The organism is Paenibacillus sp. FSL R5-0914 (assembly GCF_038004525.1).
GTDB lineage: Bacteria > Bacillota > Bacilli > Paenibacillales > Paenibacillaceae > Paenibacillus_AQ.
Window position 1 is genome coordinate 835,281 of the sequence record NZ_JBBORH010000003.1, and the last position, 18,646, is coordinate 853,926.

General features: G+C 43.6%; 16 protein-coding genes. 13 read left to right on the forward strand and 3 right to left on the reverse strand.

The window, feature by feature from the left end:
- Positions 1 to 29 precede the first annotated feature (29 nt).
- The 5 genes from MKX60_RS27040 to MKX60_RS27060 all read left to right on the forward strand — a co-directional run bounded on the left by MKX60_RS27040 (position 30) and on the right by MKX60_RS27060 (position 4,430).
- Complete coding sequence (locus MKX60_RS27040; RefSeq protein ID WP_076284285.1) at positions 30 to 629, forward strand: TetR/AcrR family transcriptional regulator; 600 nt, start codon at positions 30 to 32, stop codon at positions 627 to 629.
- 315 nt (positions 630 to 944) lie between these two features.
- Positions 945 to 1,445 (forward strand): transposase, encoded by a 501-nt coding sequence (locus MKX60_RS27045; protein ID WP_076284284.1) that lies wholly within the window; start codon positions 945 to 947, stop codon positions 1,443 to 1,445.
- A gap of 296 nt (positions 1,446 to 1,741) precedes the next feature.
- The gene (locus tag MKX60_RS27050) at positions 1,742 to 2,335 is read left to right on the forward strand and encodes an RNA polymerase sigma factor (protein WP_042186048.1); all 594 of its coding nucleotides are present in this window, start codon (positions 1,742 to 1,744) and stop codon (positions 2,333 to 2,335) included.
- Positions 2,301 to 3,440 (forward strand): DUF4179 domain-containing protein, encoded by a 1,140-nt coding sequence (locus MKX60_RS27055; RefSeq protein WP_341061513.1) that lies wholly within the window; start codon positions 2,301 to 2,303, stop codon positions 3,438 to 3,440. Before MKX60_RS27050 ends, MKX60_RS27055 begins: the two co-directional genes overlap by 35 nt.
- A gap of 105 nt (positions 3,441 to 3,545) precedes the next feature.
- Positions 3,546 to 4,430 (forward strand): DUF4179 domain-containing protein, encoded by an 885-nt coding sequence (locus MKX60_RS27060; protein WP_341061726.1) that lies wholly within the window; start codon positions 3,546 to 3,548, stop codon positions 4,428 to 4,430.
- A gap of 123 nt (positions 4,431 to 4,553) precedes the next feature.
- Here MKX60_RS27060 and MKX60_RS27065 read toward each other — a convergent pair whose 3' ends face one another.
- The gene (locus MKX60_RS27065; RefSeq protein ID WP_341061514.1) at positions 4,554 to 4,754 is read right to left on the reverse strand and encodes a hypothetical protein; all 201 of its coding nucleotides are present in this window, start codon (positions 4,752 to 4,754) and stop codon (positions 4,554 to 4,556) included.
- Positions 4,755 to 5,095: 341 nt separating this feature from the next.
- Here MKX60_RS27065 and MKX60_RS27070 point away from each other — a divergent pair, with 341 nt between their 5' ends.
- Complete coding sequence (locus MKX60_RS27070; RefSeq protein ID WP_076284280.1) at positions 5,096 to 5,308, forward strand: hypothetical protein; 213 nt, start codon at positions 5,096 to 5,098, stop codon at positions 5,306 to 5,308.
- 1,378 nt (positions 5,309 to 6,686) lie between these two features.
- Here the strand turns inward: MKX60_RS27070 and MKX60_RS27075 are convergent.
- A complete protein-coding gene (locus MKX60_RS27075) occupies positions 6,687 to 8,183 on the reverse strand; it encodes an amidase (protein ID WP_341061515.1) in 1,497 nt (498 codons plus the stop codon).
- A 216-nt stretch (positions 8,184 to 8,399) separates the two neighbouring features.
- On the opposite strand from MKX60_RS27075, the gene MKX60_RS27080 reads away from it, so the two are divergent.
- Positions 8,400 to 8,867, forward strand: coding sequence for a MarR family winged helix-turn-helix transcriptional regulator (locus tag MKX60_RS27080; protein WP_042186061.1), 468 nt, complete (start codon positions 8,400 to 8,402; stop codon positions 8,865 to 8,867).
- Between the two features lie 74 nt (positions 8,868 to 8,941).
- Here MKX60_RS27080 and MKX60_RS27085 read toward each other — a convergent pair whose 3' ends face one another.
- A complete protein-coding gene (locus MKX60_RS27085; RefSeq protein ID WP_076284278.1) occupies positions 8,942 to 10,573 on the reverse strand; it encodes an MDR family MFS transporter in 1,632 nt (543 codons plus the stop codon).
- Positions 10,574 to 10,790: 217 nt separating this feature from the next.
- Between MKX60_RS27085 and MKX60_RS27090 the strand changes: the two genes are divergently transcribed.
- The 6 genes from MKX60_RS27090 to MKX60_RS27115 all read left to right on the forward strand — a co-directional run bounded on the left by MKX60_RS27090 (position 10,791) and on the right by MKX60_RS27115 (position 18,610).
- The gene (locus MKX60_RS27090) at positions 10,791 to 11,312 is read left to right on the forward strand and encodes a MarR family winged helix-turn-helix transcriptional regulator (protein ID WP_076284277.1); all 522 of its coding nucleotides are present in this window, start codon (positions 10,791 to 10,793) and stop codon (positions 11,310 to 11,312) included.
- A 149-nt stretch (positions 11,313 to 11,461) separates the two neighbouring features.
- Positions 11,462 to 12,229, forward strand: coding sequence for a metallophosphoesterase family protein (locus MKX60_RS27095; protein ID WP_256721616.1), 768 nt, complete (start codon positions 11,462 to 11,464; stop codon positions 12,227 to 12,229).
- 117 nt (positions 12,230 to 12,346) lie between these two features.
- Entirely contained in the window at positions 12,347 to 13,384 is a 1,038-nt protein-coding gene (locus tag MKX60_RS27100) for a helix-turn-helix domain-containing protein (protein ID WP_076284276.1), read from the forward strand.
- A gap of 3 nt (positions 13,385 to 13,387) precedes the next feature.
- Positions 13,388 to 14,650: an FAD-dependent oxidoreductase gene (locus MKX60_RS27105; RefSeq protein WP_076300050.1), complete on the forward strand. Its 1,263-nt coding sequence runs from the start codon at positions 13,388 to 13,390 to the stop codon at positions 14,648 to 14,650.
- Between the two features lie 377 nt (positions 14,651 to 15,027).
- Positions 15,028 to 15,945, forward strand: a complete 918-nt coding sequence (locus MKX60_RS27110; RefSeq protein WP_076300049.1) for a DUF5692 family protein — start codon at positions 15,028 to 15,030, stop codon at positions 15,943 to 15,945.
- Between the two features lie 1,279 nt (positions 15,946 to 17,224).
- Positions 17,225 to 18,610 carry an MATE family efflux transporter gene (locus MKX60_RS27115; RefSeq protein WP_076284273.1) on the forward strand — a complete coding sequence of 462 codons (1,386 nt, stop codon included), beginning with the start codon at positions 17,225 to 17,227 and terminating at the stop codon, positions 18,608 to 18,610.
- Positions 18,611 to 18,646: the final 36 nt, after the last annotated feature.

An 18,646-nucleotide genomic window follows, 5' to 3' on the forward strand; every position in this document is an offset into this window, starting at 1 on the left:
ACTATATAATGAAGTTAAGGGTGGATAGCATGAATGGATTTGAGAAAAGAGCCGCTCAAATAAAACTCAAAATTATGAAGACTACGATGGAGATGCTCAAGAGCAGTGAGCCCAAACGTCTCCGGATCGCAGACATTGCGAAAGAGGCAGGCGTCTCACAGGTGACGATTTATAATTATTTTGGCAGCAAGGAAGCACTGCTTGGTGAGGCCTTTAAGGATTTTATAGAGAAGGCCATTCGCGAATTTGAAGATTACATTCATGGAGAGCATTCTCTAAAAGAGATTATTGAATATATTATGACGATGGAGAGAGAAACCTACAGTTCATTGTCTCCCACGACTGTGAAGGAGCTTATGATTGAGGACCAGGAAATGTTTCATTATATTGAAGAACGTTACACAAATGACGTTTTACCATTGATGGTCAAGATGGTGGAGGATGGCAAAGCACGAGGAGAAATTTCAAAAAAAGTGTCCACCAAAGGGATACTTTCATTTATAGGAATGTATATGCGAAGTTCGGGAGAAATGCTAGATGAAGCCAGCAAACAAGAAGATATAGATGGCTTCCTGGAGGAAGCCATCCATCTCTTCTTCTATGGCATTTGCGGGCGAGAGCAGGAGTAGCGTGAGCTTTGTTGCATTAATAGTTGGAGCACTTACCCAATGCATTTAGATCAGTATTGGTTTAAAAAAACAATGAAGTTGCAGAAAGCTATGTTTACAACGAAATTAAATAATTATCATATTTTAAAATTCCGAAAAATGATCGTAGATTACGCTAACAGTGATTTATCAAAAGATTTTTTCAAATGCGAATAAATAAAATAGTAGATCCATTGTATACTAACCAAGATACTAAGGAGTTTGCCATTTTTAATGGAAAAGCTTCGGGCACTATTGAAGAAGGAACAACTGACGATTTGAAAGCATTTACTTCTAGTGACTTCTCGGCAGGGTTTCTATGTGAATGCAGAGCAGCGGATGAAGGATGCCCGAGGAGCAGCGAAATACATAGGGGGTTATTTAGCGCGACCGGCGATTGCAGAGTACCGGGTGGTCAGCTACGACCACCACAAGGTGCATTACTGGTACGAAGATCACCGAACGGGGAAACGGGTGGATGTGGTGTCGCCGGTGATGAAGTTTATCTACGATCTCGTGCAGCACATTCCACCGAAGCATTTTCGGATGGTGGGTCGCTATAGTCTATACAGCCGGGGGAAAAACAAAGAGTCACAGAAGGTGATTAATCTGTGGTGGTACATGATCCATAAACAAATCGAGATGACCTTTCCTGTGAAAGAACGAAAGAAGAAGAACTACCGTCAGCGGATGCTGGAGAGCTATGGGCGAGACCCGATGCTCTGTCCATGCTACAATCACCGGATGTTGAGCCGTGGGAGGAAGAACCAGAGGTATGGATCGATTATGTTTGCGTAGAATGTGGGACGGTAGATCCTGTCCCTGAATTTATAGTGGGAGAGTGTGCCTACGACCTGGAGTCTGGAGAATCCCCAGAGTTTGTCTCTGTAACGGAACCTTGGTGAATAACTTTCTAGCCAGCGGACAAATAACCGCTGGCTAAAAAGTTATTCACCCGTTAGGGTGATTTTGTTCGTATATGTAATTAATCTCACTGCGTTTGTAGTCCCTAATCTAACTGCATATTAAAAAATAGTGTCACAAAATAGCATTACGAGATTGTTATATAGGTAAACAAGAAAGGAGGTGAGCTCTTGCAGCCAACCATCCCCGGGGAAGAGGAAGGAAAATGGAATGCTATTGAAGCGGTTGTAGAACAGGTCAGAGCAGGAGACAAAGAGGCATACAGTGCGATCATCATCCAGTTTGAACGGCAAATGTATACCTACTGCTATTATATCCTGAAAAATCATGCGGAGACGGAAGATGCCGTACAGGAGATCTTTATTCGCGCCTATCAAAATCTTCACCAGTACAGCAGGCAAGTATCCTTCTCAGCCTGGCTGTATAAGATGGCATACCATCATCTAATCAATTTGAAGAAGAGACAGAGCCGCTGGCTTAAGCTGATCGATCATTATAAAGAGCAGCAGCCTGTGCTGCAAATCTCCCGTCATGAGTCAGAGGTTTATGAGCTTTTGACTTTTCTCACAACTGAAGAGCGTCATATTTTACTCCTTAAGGCAGTAGAGCAGTACACCTTTGAGGAAATAGGCGAAATCATGGGCCTCAAGTCCGCAACCATACGGAAAAAATATGAACGATTGCGCCGCAAACTGATGGAATGTAAAAGCCGAAAAGGAGAGATAGCACATGGGACATTCGCCGGAACAAACGGAATTCGCTGAAATGAATGCCATCGAACAAATGATTCGTGAATCGTCTTTACCAAAGAAAAGTATGAGTTATCAAATTATGAATACGATTGGAGCGAGTGAATTGAAAAGAACATCATCCAAACCTAATTTAATGAAAAGAACAGCAGTAGTGGCCGCAGCAGCAGCCATCCTAGGTGCAGGTGTGGTGGGTACGGGATTTGTATCACCGGCAATGGCTTCAACGTTAAAGCAAATTCCTATTGTTGGAATTCTCTTTGAGGGAACCAGCAACGAAGCTTTGGATACTGCCATTAAACAAGGAATCGTAACAGAACCTAACCTGAGTGTAACCCATGAAGGAATCACGCTGAAGGTAGCTAATTTACTTTATGATGGAACCCGGTTGTCCTTCGTTTTGGAACGTGAAGGCGTAGATTTGCCGAATACAGGCTCTCCATACCTTTTTGAAAAAGATGTTGAGGAAAAGGATCAGCTTAAAGGTTATATTAAAATGCCAACGATCCTCGCTAACGGACAAGCCATTGAATATGGCGGAGGCAGCTTTGGCGACTCGCCTAGGCAGAAGAATGCTTATGTAGTTGAAGTGACTAAGGGTCTAAATTTGCCTGACCAATTCGAGCTGACCATTCAGGCGAATGTCACACAGGTGAAAGAAGCTTTTGAATTCAAGATTCCTGTGAACGTGGAGAATAAATCGATTGTTGTGAAACCAGAGGCCTCCAAATCTGACGGACAGTTCAGTTATACCGTTAAGCAACTGGATATTTCGCCGGTGTCCACCCGTTTCGTTCTGGATAGTAAGGGCCAAGTACCACAATCTCCGGGGCAAACCGGTGATTACAGCGCCAGTATGGTCTATTACGAGCTTGTAGACGACCAAGGAAATGTCGTGAATCCGAGCAGATTCGAGTATTTCAACAGCGAACCCAAGACTGAATATCAGATTGATCAACTGTTTTCTCCTTTTGCTGGCACACCTAAAACGATTACAATCAAGCCATTTACTCTTACTGTGAACAAAAAGGATTGGAGCGTTGTCGGCCAAGGAAAGAACAGTGTGGGTGAGAAAACATATCTGAAAGATCTGGAATTGACCATTCCTGTTAAGCCTTAATCCATTAGAGAAGGGGACAGTCCCGCAGGTCATCAATAATGACCTGGGGATAGCTCCCTTTTTCTTTTCATAAAAAATAGGACAGGAGCTAATCCATTGAATTCTATGAAACCTGAATTGAGAAAAAAATTCGCTGGAGCAGCATTGGCAGTAACGTTGGTAATGGCAGTCACAGGCAGCGGGTTCCCTTCAACCGTTAGTGCCGAGACCTCCGGGCAATCTACCAGTTCCAATCTAGCGATTACCCACGAGGGCGTAACGCTCAGTATATCCAAAGTAATGTTTGACGGGAACCGTCTTGACATGGCATTCCGGCAGGAGGGAGGCACTGTGGGTAAGGGGATCATTATTGATATCGCGCAGATCCCGGTTTTGTCTGTTAATGGGAAAAGGATGTTATATCTTCCCTATGTGACGTCTATGCCGGAAGATGAAAGGGCAGCTTTGCTCTCTTTCAACATCCCCAAAGATGGCAAACCGCAGCTCGCGGATGAATTCAAAATGACGATAGAGGTGTACACCAAGAGCGTCAAGGAGCCATTTACCTTTACCGTCCCGGTGAAAAAGCTGAATAGTCTTGCAACCTTGCAGCCGGGTACAACTCAAAAAAGCGGGGATTTTAGCTATACCGTGGACTATTTCCAGATGACGCCGTTAATGATGGAACTCAAGCTGCACAGCAGCGGGAAAGTTCCTGGAGCAGCCAAATCCAAAGGGCGTTCAAGCAAGATGTTGTATGACATTGCCGATGAGAAAGGAAATCTAATTCAGGCAACCGTCAGCGACATCGACATCAAGCGACCGATCACAGCAAACATTAAAGAAGACCTGTTCTATGCAGCCTCCTTCAAAGCAGTGCCGAAAACCATCACAATTAGGCCATTTACGTACACCATAGACGCTAAAGGAGACATCCTGAAAGACTCAGGAAAAAAATGGATCAAGACCTATTACAAGGACTTGGAAATGAAGATTGCAGTTGCTAAATAACAATCTTACAGGTGAGGGGAATTCACGCTGATACCAGCGCGGGTTCCTTTTTTATGCTTGAGGGATTCCAATATAGGTCAATCTCTGGGTGGTCGGCGAACGCTGGGCTGCTCGCTGCAGTGCTCACCCGTGGCCATTCCTGCCTGCAGTTATTTTCGGGCTCCCTGGCTCAGTGCTGGCTCGCGGATCCGCCGCAGATGCTGCTGCTGCTGCAAGTTGCAGCACAACCAGGTGATCGGGTTTTTGATCCGCAGCATCCGGCGCTCTTCCGGAGGCGGATGCACCAGGACCGGCGAACGCCTGGCAGCTCACTACAGTGCTCACCGGTGGCCATACCCGCCGTCTGCAGGAGTGCCTGCCGCAGTTCCCGGACTACCCGGCACGGTGCCGGCTCAGCGATCGGTAGCAGCCGGCGGCTTCCGGATGTGGATACCGCGAACGGGCATACGTCAGGCTGCTCGCTGCAGTGCTCACCCGTGGCCATTCCTGCCGTCTGCAGGAGTGCCTGCTGGTTCAAATAGCAGCGGAGGCCACAGGGAGAGTTGAAGTCCAGGATTGTTTGTGGGACGGAAAATAGTACCCTTAAGTCAAACTACAGGATATGAAAGAGGGTCGTAAGAAAGAAGGATAAATTTCAAGAGGAAATGCAAGAGGAAATGCAAGAGATGAAGAGAGAGTTACAACAGATTAAGGGTGAGGCTGAAAAGAAGGAACAGAACTTTATACGCGAGATTGAAAAGCAGCAGTTAAATGCTGAGATTGATAAAGAGCGTGCCATATTTGAGACGCAGCGGAAAATGATGGATAAAGAGACAGAACTGCGTGATAAGGTGTCTGATCTTCGAGAGCAAATCTCGGAATTAAGAAGTGGAAAATAGTTTGGAGTATAGATGGCATCCGGTTTGTTTTCGGGATTTTTGATTCTAGAGAGTCAGGAACTGATGGAAATGGATTTATTGTACTCTAATCATAAACAGTAGGAGTTGGACATGAAATTAAAGTCCTTAACTTCCGCTGTTTTTTTATGGGGGGATGCCTTGGTTAGATTTCTCGCTCGACTTTAGGAGAAGCAAGAGGTACGTAGCATCGGATTAGACTATATGTAGCCGTTCGCATCAATATATTTAATTGCCTAAAAGAATCTAGTATGATTATTGCGATGGTAGTTTCGCGTTATGGGTTTAATGGTTTAAACACATGGAAGGCGAAGAGAATGCTTGTTTAGGCTGATAAGCTAACAGCGAGCATGTGATTGATATCAGATTATACTAATTGCTATGTGTGAAAGTGATTAATACGATACTGGAAGCTGCTGAGTAAAACAGTTAAACTCGCCGAGATATAGTTATTTACATTATAAAGGTTAACAGCATCGTTAACTATTCCGCCTGGGGGAGTAGTAAATTCTACTCCGGCCTGCTGCTTCATAGTGGCCATTCGTACAGATCTGCTTCAGTACAACGTATAACAACAAGGGGTGTGAGCTCTTTGTATCGAAATCATATGCAAAGGAAACCCCTGAAATGATATAGCAAAAACCTTGTAGATGAAGTGACGAACGTGTTCAAGCCGATCGCGCATCTCGAAAATCAGTCGATCATGCCAAGCGAATTCTTTCTGCCCTTTGGAGGAAATTGGACGAAGACAATCTTTGGTTTCAGTTAGTGCGGTTGCTAGATGCCGTGAAGAGGACAAAAACATAGTCCCATAGAACCTGCGCCCAGCGCGTTTTCTATTTGAAGGGATGAAATTTATTTACTAGCCTAGTCGACAAACCGTCTGCTGAACTTAAAGTAGGATGAAAAGAAAGGAACAGAGTGAGCACCTCATGTAAGAGCTGCTTGATTAGACTGAATGTTTTTATTTCACGCAGTTTTTCAAATAGTACAGAAAGAAGCCTGCACTAATAAAGAGTACGGGCTTCTTTCTAGCAATTTTATCTCTATTCATATAATAATATAAGTATTCATCTATTAAAATATACATTGTTATACTATTATCTTTCGAAAATATTATTAGATAATCAAGTTATAGGTACCAGAATCATTAATTTATTAATATATATCTGCTATACATTAGCGCTAATACTATTATCTATTTTGATCCAATCATAGTCATTGTTTGGCCATCTCATTTTGATTTGATTCAAATCTTTATCGATCTTCCTACGATCATTATATTCTCAATAGGATCGAACATAGTTAAGTAATAGAACTATGATCCTCAATTGACTTAGCCACCACTTCATGAATTTCATCATGGAAAGAGCGGATTCCCTGTCATCCCTACCCACAGCTCGGATTGTTCAAGATGGGCTGCAAGCTGAAGCAGTAAATCTTCCCGGCCTTTAGCAGCCATTACCTGTACCCCCAACGGTAGACCCTCTTGCGACATATGGACGGGAACGCTCATAGCTGGCTGACCCGTCAAATTGGCGAGCTGGGTGAACGGTGTGTAGGTTAGGCTTGGTTTAAACATAGCGTAAATCATTCGCTCTTGTTCCTCTTTCGGCAACTCATGTACATGCAGCAGTTTTTCGATTTCAGCAGAGCTATGCGTTAACTCGCCAATCTTAGGAGCTGAATCCGCATTTGTTGGTGTGATATACAGATCGTAGCGGTTAAGCAGACCTGCCATTTGAGCGGCTGCAATATCCCATTCATCCAGACTATGCACAAATTCTGCCGCAGAGACTTTTCTTCCGGCTTCCCCAAGGACCCAAGTAACGATATCGACTTCACTGGAAGTAATGGAACGTCCCATCATTTTTTCCAGCGATACGAACATCGCTGCCACTTCGCCAGTATTCATCGTATAGTAATTCTCCATCAGCCTAACACCATTTACTGGACTTAGCTTTTCTTCAACTTCATACCCCTCAGCTTCGAGCCATTTTACAGTTTTGAGCACAGCAATGACTGCTTCATTCGTTACAGGAGTGCCTACTGGAGAAGCTGTTGTGAACGCTATGCGTAGTTTTCGCTGTGTTGGCATGAATAGATCGTCTAAGTAGACGCCCGGATATAGAGGTGTTTGAAAAGCAGCCTCTGGCTGCACAACCTGTAGTAGATCCAGCATCGCAGCACTATCGCGTACGGACCTTGTCAATGCAAAGTCAATAGAAGCGCCTTGCCATTGACGACCGACACCTGGTCCAACTGGAGTACGTCCACGGGTGGGCTTCAGTCCGAACAAGCCGGTGAACGAGGCAGGGATACGGATCGAGCCGCCACCATCACTAGCACCCGCTGCCGGAACAATACCAGAAGCTACCGCCGCAGCTGCACCACCACTTGAACCGCCGGGGGAATATTCGGGATTCCACGGATTACGTGCCGGGCCATGAAGGACGTTCTCGGTAATGTTTTTGAGGCCGAATTCTGGTGTATTCGTATGTCCAAGCGGAATGAATCCGCCGTTTCTGATTCGTGCTACGTAGTTTGAGTCACGTCTGGCAATATTGTCTTTCATAAGCAAAGCACCCGAAGTAAGAGGTTCTCCAGCGATAGCTTGGGAGATATCCTTGAGCAGAAAAGGAACGCCAGCAAACGGGCGAGTGCTATCATGAACAGGCATATCGTCAGCTTCCTTAAGAGCAGCTTCTCTACGAGTACGTACAACCGCATTAAGAACTGGATTAACTTCATCGAGCCGAGCGAATGCGGCTTCGACAAGCTCACGAGGGGAGACTTCACGTGCTTTGACAAGCGAAGCAAGCCCTAGAGCGTCATATGTAGAATAAGAAAAGGACATGATAGATAACCTCTTTCGAATAGGCGTGAATTGCCTGTATTTTATATATAACAATGTATCATTTATCGTCAGTAAAGGACGACCAAGCCCTTTCTTCTGATCCCATTATACATCTCGATAGTAATGATTTGAAAATGGATATCTGACATCTATCAATTCTTTTTTAAGCCCGATTAGGCTATACTTAGTGTTAAATGGATCTTATGGGGTGTACTGATGAACGAAGATAAATATCAGAATGTTGATGGACTAATGGAAGCTTTCCAGCAATTTGCCAGGATGAATTGGCGTAAAACTACAGTCTGGGGATTGAAGCCAAGTGAAGTTCGGATGTTGGTTTCTTTAAAGCTCGGCAAGGAACGGGAAGGGAAGAAGGGCCAGACCGTATCAGATATCAGCAAGTTTCTTAAAGTCACTTCTCCTACGGTTACACAGATGGTCAATAGTCTGATTGCACAGGGATATGTAGTGCGTTCTGCCGATGCCCAGGATCGCCGAATCAGTGAGATCACGCTTACGGAAAAAGGAGAGCATTTGGCCGAAATGGCCGTGACGAAATCCCGAAATACCTTTAAAGGCATGATTGATTATATGGGTAGAGAAAAGACAGATTCGTTAATGGAGCTGTTAAACGAAGTCTACGATTATTTCGAAGAATTGAACGATCAACCAACCGAATCCTAATCTCCTTCACATAAAAAAGAGATGCCGCACAGCCAAAGCTGTTTACGGACATCTCTAATGTATATTATTTGTGATTAATGTGCGGCAGGTACTGACTTTTCAAGGTTTTTGCCTTCGCTTTTTCCCTCTGCAGTTACCTCTGTTTTTTTCTCACCACTTCGTAACGGAATCTCTTTAAGGAACAGGACAAGCAATGCTGCAATGACTAACAGTGCCGTGCCGCTTAAGAATACAACCGTCAGGGAATCGCTTAGTGCGTTTCGCAGCATCTCAATCAATTGATTGAAGAGTGGCTGGATCTGCTCTGGCAGCGTTGCGTGCAGTTCCTTCAGCTTAGGTTGATCTAGCAGCATTTGCGGATTCATAAATGCGGAAAGTTGTTTAGCGGATTCAGGGTCAAGTTTGGTTAAATCTGGACCCTTGCCAGAGGACACTGCTGCCTCTAGTTTATTCGTTAATGAAGTGTTCATGATGGTACCCATAATAGCGATACCGATGGTTCCACCTAAATTACGGAACAAAGTATTTGTAGCAGTAGCAACTCCTAGCATGGAGGGAGCTACAGCATTTTGCACGGTTAAGGTAAATACAGGCATCGATAGTCCTAAACCAATCCCGAAGACAATCATGCTGACTACGGCCATCGCAATGTTGCTCATAAAGGCCATTATGATCATGGCTACAACCATAAATGGCATACCCATCAGGGCATAACGCTTGTATTTACCTGATTTGGAGATCCATCTTCCCACAAGCGTACTAAGTACAATCATTGCTAATGACATCGGCATATTAATGAATCCGGAGTTGGTCGGGGAGACACCTTCTACACCTTGGACAAAGAATGGCAGATAGATCATTGCGCCCATCATACCAGCATTCATCAGGAAGCCGACAACCATGGAGATGGTTACGATGGAATTCTTAAATAAGGATAATGGCAATACTGGACTTTTAGCTTTTCGTTCAATCAGAATTAAAATAATAACTCCGAGAATAGATGCCCCGAACAAGCTGAGAATCTCTGGGGAACCCCATTCATATTTTGTACCCGCCCATGAAAAGCCGAGCAAGAGTGCAACAATGGTAAGGGAAAGGAAAATAGAGCCTAAGTAGTCAATGGATTCTGAAGTGGAGCGTGCAGTTTTAGGGAACATTTTCCAAATCATAAAGAAAGCCACGATACCGAAAGGCAAGAAGATCCAGAAGATCCATTTCCAAGCCATGTGATCCACCATGAAGCCCCCAAGGGTAGGACCAATTACACTAGAGAATCCAAATATGGCCATCATAATTCCAGTCCACTTGGCTCTCTCTCTAGGAGCGAACAAATCACCTACAGCGGTTACGGTAGCCGACATTAGAATCCCGCCGCCAAGACCTTGAATCCCGCGATAAGTGATCATTTGGAAAATATTTGTCGACAATCCGGACAGGAAAGCGCCTATAATAAAAATAACGATCCCCGCTAAGAGGAATGGTTTTCTTCCATAGATATCGGATAATTTGCCGACAAGTACGGTAGCGATTGTAGAGGTGAGCATATAGATGGTAATTACCCAAGTATAATGTTCAATGCCTCCTAACATCGCAATAATTCGGGGCATTGCAGTACCCACAATGGTCTGGTTGATTGCTGCGAAAAACATAGCCGCCATTAAAGCAATCATAATTGTAACTTTTTTCTTTTGCGAAAGATGCTCCAGAGCTGTTCCTCTCCTTTAAGTTCTATATATTGTAGTTTGGGATTTCATGTCTTAATAATTAGGTAGCCAAACTATCATTTATGTATAATACACAAATTCATCATTTAGCACAACTGTTTAATTATTTAATTTTTATGGAAACAGAATGTGATTTGGACTTGATTTTTTGGAAATAGGTAAGTAATCTAATTAGATTGAGTTAAATTGGAGGTGCCCTATGGATACTCAAAATAGTCAAGAGCAGAAGCTAATCATTGCCTTTGAAAATATTAAACGTTTGACCTCTCGTCCGTCCTCGAAGGAAGCTATTTCTTATAGAGAATTTATGATGATGTATGTCATAAACAATTTAATGAAGCGAAAGAAGCTTTCAGACGAAGTCGAAGAGCAGCAGGGAGTCATGATTTCTAGATTAAGCGACCTGCTCCAAATTAGCAGACCTACTGCGACACAAATGGTTAACAGTTTGGAAGAGAAGGGTTATGTGGTGCGAACAACGTCCGATACCGATCGGCGGGTTGTATATATTGGTCTGACGAATAAAGGGGAGCAGATTTATGACTCCCAGATGGCTACTTTTTCAGGTATTCTAAGTGAAGTTACGGAAAAGGTAGGTAAGAAGGAGATCGACCAATTGATTTTTCTGTGTGATCGTTTTCAAGAAGCGGTGCATGAAGTCAGAAGCCGCCAGCTTTTTACTCAATCCGATGAAGATCCGCTCGTTATGGATTCCGTATAGCGACCATTACAAAAAAAGATATTTCGGTGCCTCTGCCCGGAACGTCTTTTTTAAATTATAAGAAAGTATAAGTTTCACGATATACTTTATCCCTATAATTCTCGCATAAACGCTCACCGTCCTTTAAAGGACGCCGAAGGCGTTTTAGCTTGCAGCATCCAGAGCAAGGAGGAATTACAATCAGAATATTAGCGATTAGCGACATTCACGGAAGCTATTCCGAATTCAACGCATTATTAAAAAAAATAAACTATCGGCCATCCGAGGACAAGCTCATTCTGATGGGGGATTATGTGGATAGAGGTCTCAATAGTAAAGGAATTGTGGATCAAGTTATGGCCTTAAAGCGGGAATGGGGCGTTACTGTTCTAAAAGGCAATCATGATAAAATGGCCTATGACGCGCTCACCAGCGAGGATGATAAACTGGATACGCATTGGCTAAACAACGGTGGTTTGTATACATTGATGAGCTATTGTGAGGCGGATTCTGACTTTTTTAAAGCGGATTTTGGCTGGCATGATTATATGCTGTTGAAAGAAGAAATTAGACAGAAATACAAACATCATTTGGACTTTCTAAGTTCATTGCCACTTTATCATGAGACGGAAGACCATATCTTTGTCCACGCGGGCATTAATCCATTAATAGAGGATTGGAAGCAGCAGGAGCCGTACGATTTTATCTGGATCAGAGAGCCATTTTATACGAATCCTGTAGTTAGCACTGACAAAACGGTTATTTTCGGTCATACCTCGACGATGGATCTACATGATTCGGAAGACATCTGGTTTAGTCCGCTGGGCGATAAGATTGGTGTGGATGGTGGATGTGCCTATGGTCAACGTCTGAACTGTTTGGAGATTTCCGGTGGGGCATACATCACACATTTTGTTCGGAATGGGGAGAAGCCTTGAGCTGTCTCTCTTTTTTTATAATAATAGAAAGTATAAGTTTTTCACCTATCCTTTGTAGAATAGCACTGTATTTAACGCCAACTATGTATAAAATAAAGAGAATAGGGGGTGTAATAGATGAATGCAAACAACAAATATCATATCCTCATGCAAGGGACTATCAGCAACAATGTGAGCGAAACCTGCAAGGAGTTTGGCATATCCCGGACGATCTATTATCAGTGGTGTAAAGCTTACCAAGAGCAGGGGATGGATGGACTGGCAGAGAAGGAACGAAAGCCGGTAATGCCTAATAAAGTGGATAAGCGAACGGAAAGATTGATCTTACAATACGTTGCCAAATTCCCTGAAGATGGACCCAAGCGAATCTTTTACGAACTGCAGGATGAGGGTGTGAACATAGGGGAGTCAGGTATTTATAATGTGCTGCGTCGAAATGGACTTAGTAAGAGAATAGAACGGGAGGCTTACGCCAAAGAAGTTAAAGCAAAGAAGCGGGACGGCGCGCAAGCGGCTAACAGCAGAGGGTGTAAAGAGAAACCCAAACCTCTGGACTATAGGATGAAAAATCCGGAAAATGCTCATCCCGGGTATATGTGCCAACAGAGTATTAGCTATATGGGAGTGTTCCCAAGGGTAGGAAAGGTGTATCAATACGTGGTCTACGATGCCTATTCCAGATTAGGCTTAGTTAAGCTATATAATCGGAAGTCCGCCATTCATTTTATCGATTTTATGGATTTGAAGGTCATCCCATTGATGAAGACCTTAGAATTCCAAATTAATAATCTGGTTACGAACAAGAGTCGTGAATTTACTACGAACTGGGATAGAGGTAAACATAAATACAGCGATTTTTTACATAAGAACAACATAAATCAAGTAGCTATTACTGCAGATCAGACAGAAGTATTTCAACCCTTACAGCAATTTGCAGCGGTGTTGACGAAAGAGTTCTATCAGCAGGCTTGGTTGGATGATACGATTGATTCCTTTGAGACCTTAGAAAAGCGCTTACACGAATATTTGAGGATCTATAACTTCAGCAGGGTGATCACAGACGGACCTAATCAAGGTAAAATACCATCGGATGTCGCACTTGAGTATGCAGGTCAGCGTGAGACCTTGCCATTATGGTTATTTACAAGGAGATAACGGATGATGACTAATATGAAGTATGAAGACAGAATAGGGATCATCGGTGCAGGGATTTCTGGGGTTACAGCTGCTTACCAGCTCGCGAAAAAAGGATATAACCATATCACTCTCCTTGAGAAGTCAGACCGAGTAGGTGGCAAGTGTCATTCGATTGAATATAAAGGGAAAACCTATGAAATGGGAACTCTAATCGGCTTGCCAACTTATAAACATACGATTGAACTCATGAGGGAGTTTGATCTTATGGATAAGGGGCCACTCTTGGAACGGGGATTTTTTGATACAAATGGGCGAAAAACTACTCAGATTCCTATGGACCAAATTCAGATGTTTACCCAAGAATTCAAACGGTTGCCGGAAATTTTGAAACGTTATAAGTCACTACAAGAACCGGGTTTTCTACACTTACCGGCAGATCTATGTCAGCCCTTTTCAGATTGGTGTACGGAGAATGAGCTATCTGTAATTGGGCAGGTATATATGCATTACTTCAATACTTTTGGTTTTGGGAGTATTCAGGATGTGCCGGCCGCCTATGTATTGAAATTTCTTACTTATGATAATTTATTATCCTTTATTGAGATCACTCACATGATAACCTGGCCTAAGGGAGTTACTGAACTCATTAGAAGAATGGCCGACCAAGTAGAGGATCTGCGTCTGACTTGTGAAGTGCTACATATGGAGCAAGAGGGAAATGGTCAAGTTCGGGTGGAAACAAACCAGGATATCTTTTATTTTGACAAGGTTATTTATACTGCTTCCTTAGAGCATCTGGGCGATATGATTCACTTATCTTCGGTAGATAGAGCATTGTTTGAGTGTATAATCTATGAACGGTTTCGGGTATATGCTTACAGAGTGAAGGGGTTGCCGGAGCTTTCTGGATATATCCCCTGCAATATGAATCCTGAACGCAAGGGACATATGATGGCATGGTATTACAGGTGGGCAGATATGGGAACAACGGATCTAGTTACGGTTTATGTAGCGGAGAATGATGAGATGACAGATCTCGAGATGAGGGAAAAGGTAGAAAATAAACTTCGCGAGCTTGGCGGCGAGAATATCCGTCTGTATATGATGAAGCGCTGGAAGCAGTTCCCCCATGTAGATTCTAATGCGATTCGTGAAGGCTTCTATGAACGGCTTGATCAGATGCAGGGAAGAGATAAGATCTATTATGCTGGAGAAATCATGAATTTTCCTACACTGGAGAACTGTATCGTATATTCGAAATACTTAGTTGAAAGATTTTTTTAAAAATGCGTGAGTAGTAAGCCTTGTCCACAAAGAAATTTGTCGGCAAGGTTTTTTTATATTGCATAAAGTATATATTTTGGGCCTCTCACAAAGTAACTGAGTAAGCATTAAAGCAAAACTCCACTTTGTGGGTTTATTTTACGTTCGAGTTAGGTTTACAGTCTGTAGTTCTGTAGACATAGTTTCTAATAGATTCCCTTACTTGGGGTAGGACCTTGGATGAATTCCAGTCCTATTGATGTGTAAATTCAACTCGAAATGAGACTATGAAAACATTGATAAATCAACGTTTTGAGCAGTTTGATCGTTCGAAGGAGAATGGGATATATTGGACTCAAGACATAGCTTATATACAAAATATGAAGGAGGAATACATTATGTTTTTATTCGAATCGATTCCTTGGTACTCTGCTCTAATGTGGTTAGTGGTACTTGCAGGATTAATGATTTTCAACGAAATAGCTCGAAGAAGCAAGTGGTTCTCAATCATTCTGTTTATCATTGTCCCTATTGTTCTTACCATAGCGGTCTGGCCGAATACGGCAGGCGAAGGCTCCAGTACTGGAACATGGTTTCACTGGGTAAAAGTATATTCTGCCTTGGCAGGATGTATAGGGTTTATGGCTATCCGTTATGTTAAAGGATGGGACAAAAATAAATATATATTAATGTTCCCGGCGATTATCCTTGCAGTTAACATTCTTGAAGCAGTTATCCGTGATTTCCAAGTGTACAGCTTGCAAGGCATGGTGGATGGCGTAATGATGGTAGGTGGTCCTTGGAACATTATGAACGGGATCGCAGGTATTCTGAACATTATTACGATTTCTGGTTGGATGGGTATTGTTATTAGTAATGACAAGAGTAAGGATATGTTGTGGCCGGACCAGCTGTGGTTCTGGATCATTGCTTATGACATTTGGAACTTTGCCTATGTATATAACGCAGTTTCTGACCATTCCTTCTATGCAGGTGCAGCTCTTCTGATCTCTTGTACAATTCCAGCATTCTTCTTCAAAAAAGGAGCGTGGCTGCAGCACCGTGCACAAACCTTGGCGATTTGGATGATGTTTACAATGTCGTTCCCGGCGTTTGTTGGCGATTCAAAGTTCTCCGTACAATCTTCTCACAGCGAAACGGCACTTTGGGTTGTGAGTGCATTATCTTTAGCAGCTAATATTGCAGTGTTTGTCTATCACTTTTATAAAATTACCAAACATAAACGCAATCCGCTTAAAGTGGAAGTGTATACAGATTTAGCGGCTTATAAGACGATTGCCGAGAGTGCAAAATAATAGAAGGCTTAATAGTTTCTTTAAGAATCCGCGCCTAGCGCGGTTTTTTTTATGGAATAGAATTTATAAAATTTCGAGATTGCGGAGAAATGTGAAACGAATTTATAGGATGACCAATATTCAACTGGTGGCCATGGGGAGCCCTGTTTTTAATTGAGCACACGCCTTTGGGATGTATAACGGCCCGAGCGGACCTTATATCCTTCGAAATGCATGTTTTAGTCGAGCTTACGGACAAATGTATGCGAAAAACCGAATACAATGTGCCGACGGTAACGTAAGCGAGCCGAATGTATGCGAAAAACCAAATACAATGTGCCGACGGTAACGTAAACGAGCCAAATGTATGCGAAAAAACGAATACAATGTGCCGATGGTAACGTAAACGAGACAAATGTATGCGAAAAACCAAATACAATGTGCCTACGGTAACGTAAGCGAGACAAATGTATGCGAAAAATCGAATACAATGTGCCGCCATTAACGTAAACGAGCCAAATGTATGCGAAAAACCAAATACAATGTGCTGATGGTAACGTAAGCCAAATGTATGCGAAAAACCAAATACAATGTGCCGACGGTAACGTAAACGAGCCAAATGTATGCGAAAAATCGAATACAATGTGCCGACGGTAACGTAAGCGAGCCAAATGTATGTGGAAAATCGAATACAATGTGCCGCCAGTAACGTAAACGAGCCAAATGTATGCGAAAAACCGAATACAATGTGCCGACGCTAATGTAAACGAGCCTAATGTATGCGAAAAACAGAATACAATGTGCCTACGGTAACGTAAACGAGCCAGCGCCGTTATCCGCCCCAAGTCACCCGGGAATGGGCTTGTTTTAGGGAATAAGTGCAATATGGTCCGTCTCTCGGAACCTCACTACGAAGGTGTATATAGATACGATTATGGAATTACGGATGTACTCAGCTTGTAACTCTACTCTACCTCCAAGGAAGCCGTCAGGCGTTTTTCTTGCGTAAATGCAAAGATCGATCATAATCATCAGGCATAACGCAATCCGCTTAAAGACTTTTGCCAATACTTTTGATGAACGAATGATTCTATGGTCTGAAGCTGCATAATTCTGATGAAGTTTATGTTCTCCAAATATGTGAAGGGCAGTTACTGTTTTTTGACTCCTGATTAAAGACTTAAAAGTGTATCTATAGTAAACTGAATGTAAAGTGCCCACGGTATAATGGGTATAATTTGTTGAAGAGCTCTTCGGATGAAGAGTTTTTTCCATTTTACAGAAAAGAATGTGATATGTTATGCAGCTTCGGGCTAGTCTTCAGAAGAAAAGATTGCTGGAGAAATATCTTTCTGGGGAGGGGATGGATTATCGGCAAATTATAGCTTTATTTATTCCAATTCTGATTGACCAGGCCTTCATTATTGGACTTAATCTGGTAAATACCGCAATGATCAGCTCGTCCGGGATGGCGGCGGTCAGTGCAGTGAATATGGTGGATTCGCTGAATATTTTTCTGATCAATGTGTTCGTGGCGGTTGCAACCGGGGGGACAGTGGTAGTCGCGCAGTACAAAGGGAGCGGAAACGACCGGATGGTGTCCCAGGCTACGGCCGCTTCGGTCGCTTCGGTGTCGCTGATCGCTTTGGGAATCGGTCTGCTCCTGATGGGCTTACATACTCCTATATTGAACCTTTTGTTCGGAACCGCCTCACCCGAAGTGCTGGACAATGCCCGCATCTACCTGATCGGCAGCAGCATCTCATATCTGGGCATCGCGGTGGTTCAGGCGGTATGCGGAGCTCTGCGAGGAGTGGGCAAGACACGGGCTTCTTTGATGCTGTCGCTCATCATGAACTTGCTGTATGTTATTCTGAACGTGGTCTTCATTAACCTGTTGCACATGGGTGTGCTGGGGATGACGCTTGCGATTAATATCGCGCGGTATGCAGGTATGGTTTGTGCCCTGGTGTATCTGTTCAAGGTGGATACGGCCCTGCGGGTGCGTTTTCGTGACCTATTCCGAATTCCTCTGACCATGCTGCGGAGAATCATGTTCATCGGCGTGCCGTTCGCAGCGGAGCAGATGTTCTTCAACGGGGGGAAACTGCTCACTCAGGTGTTTATTGTCAGCCTAGGCACTTATGCCATTGCGACCAATGCCATTGCCGGCTCGCTGGCTCTGGTGTTTCAAATTCCAGCCAGCGCGCTGTCGCTAACTATTGTAACGGTGGTCGGCCAATGTATCGGGCGGGGGAATGTCTCTGAAGCCAGAAAGTTCATCAAGTCCTTTCTCTGGATCGGGTCCGGCTCTTTGGCGTTGATCGCCTTGATTCTGATGCCGCTATTCCACCCGCTGGTATCGATCTTTTCCCCACCTTCCGAGATCATTGATGATCTGTTTGTGGTGCTGCTGGTGAATTCCATTGCCCAAGTTCCGCTGTGGGCCGTCAGCTTTATTTTGCCGTCCGCACTGCGGGCAGCGGGAGATTCCCGCTTCACCTCAATTACCTCAATGCTGACGATGTGGCTGTTTCGGGTGATTTTTGGATACATCCTTGGGATCGTACTGGGCTACGGCGTCATGGGTGTCTGGCTGGCGATGAACTGCGAGTGGGCCGTTCGCGGGGGTATTTTTCTTTGGCGATTCAGGGGCGAAAAGTGGTTTGCACACAAGCTGATTTAGAATTGTTGTTAAGGATACGTACTGCCTACGCCAGCT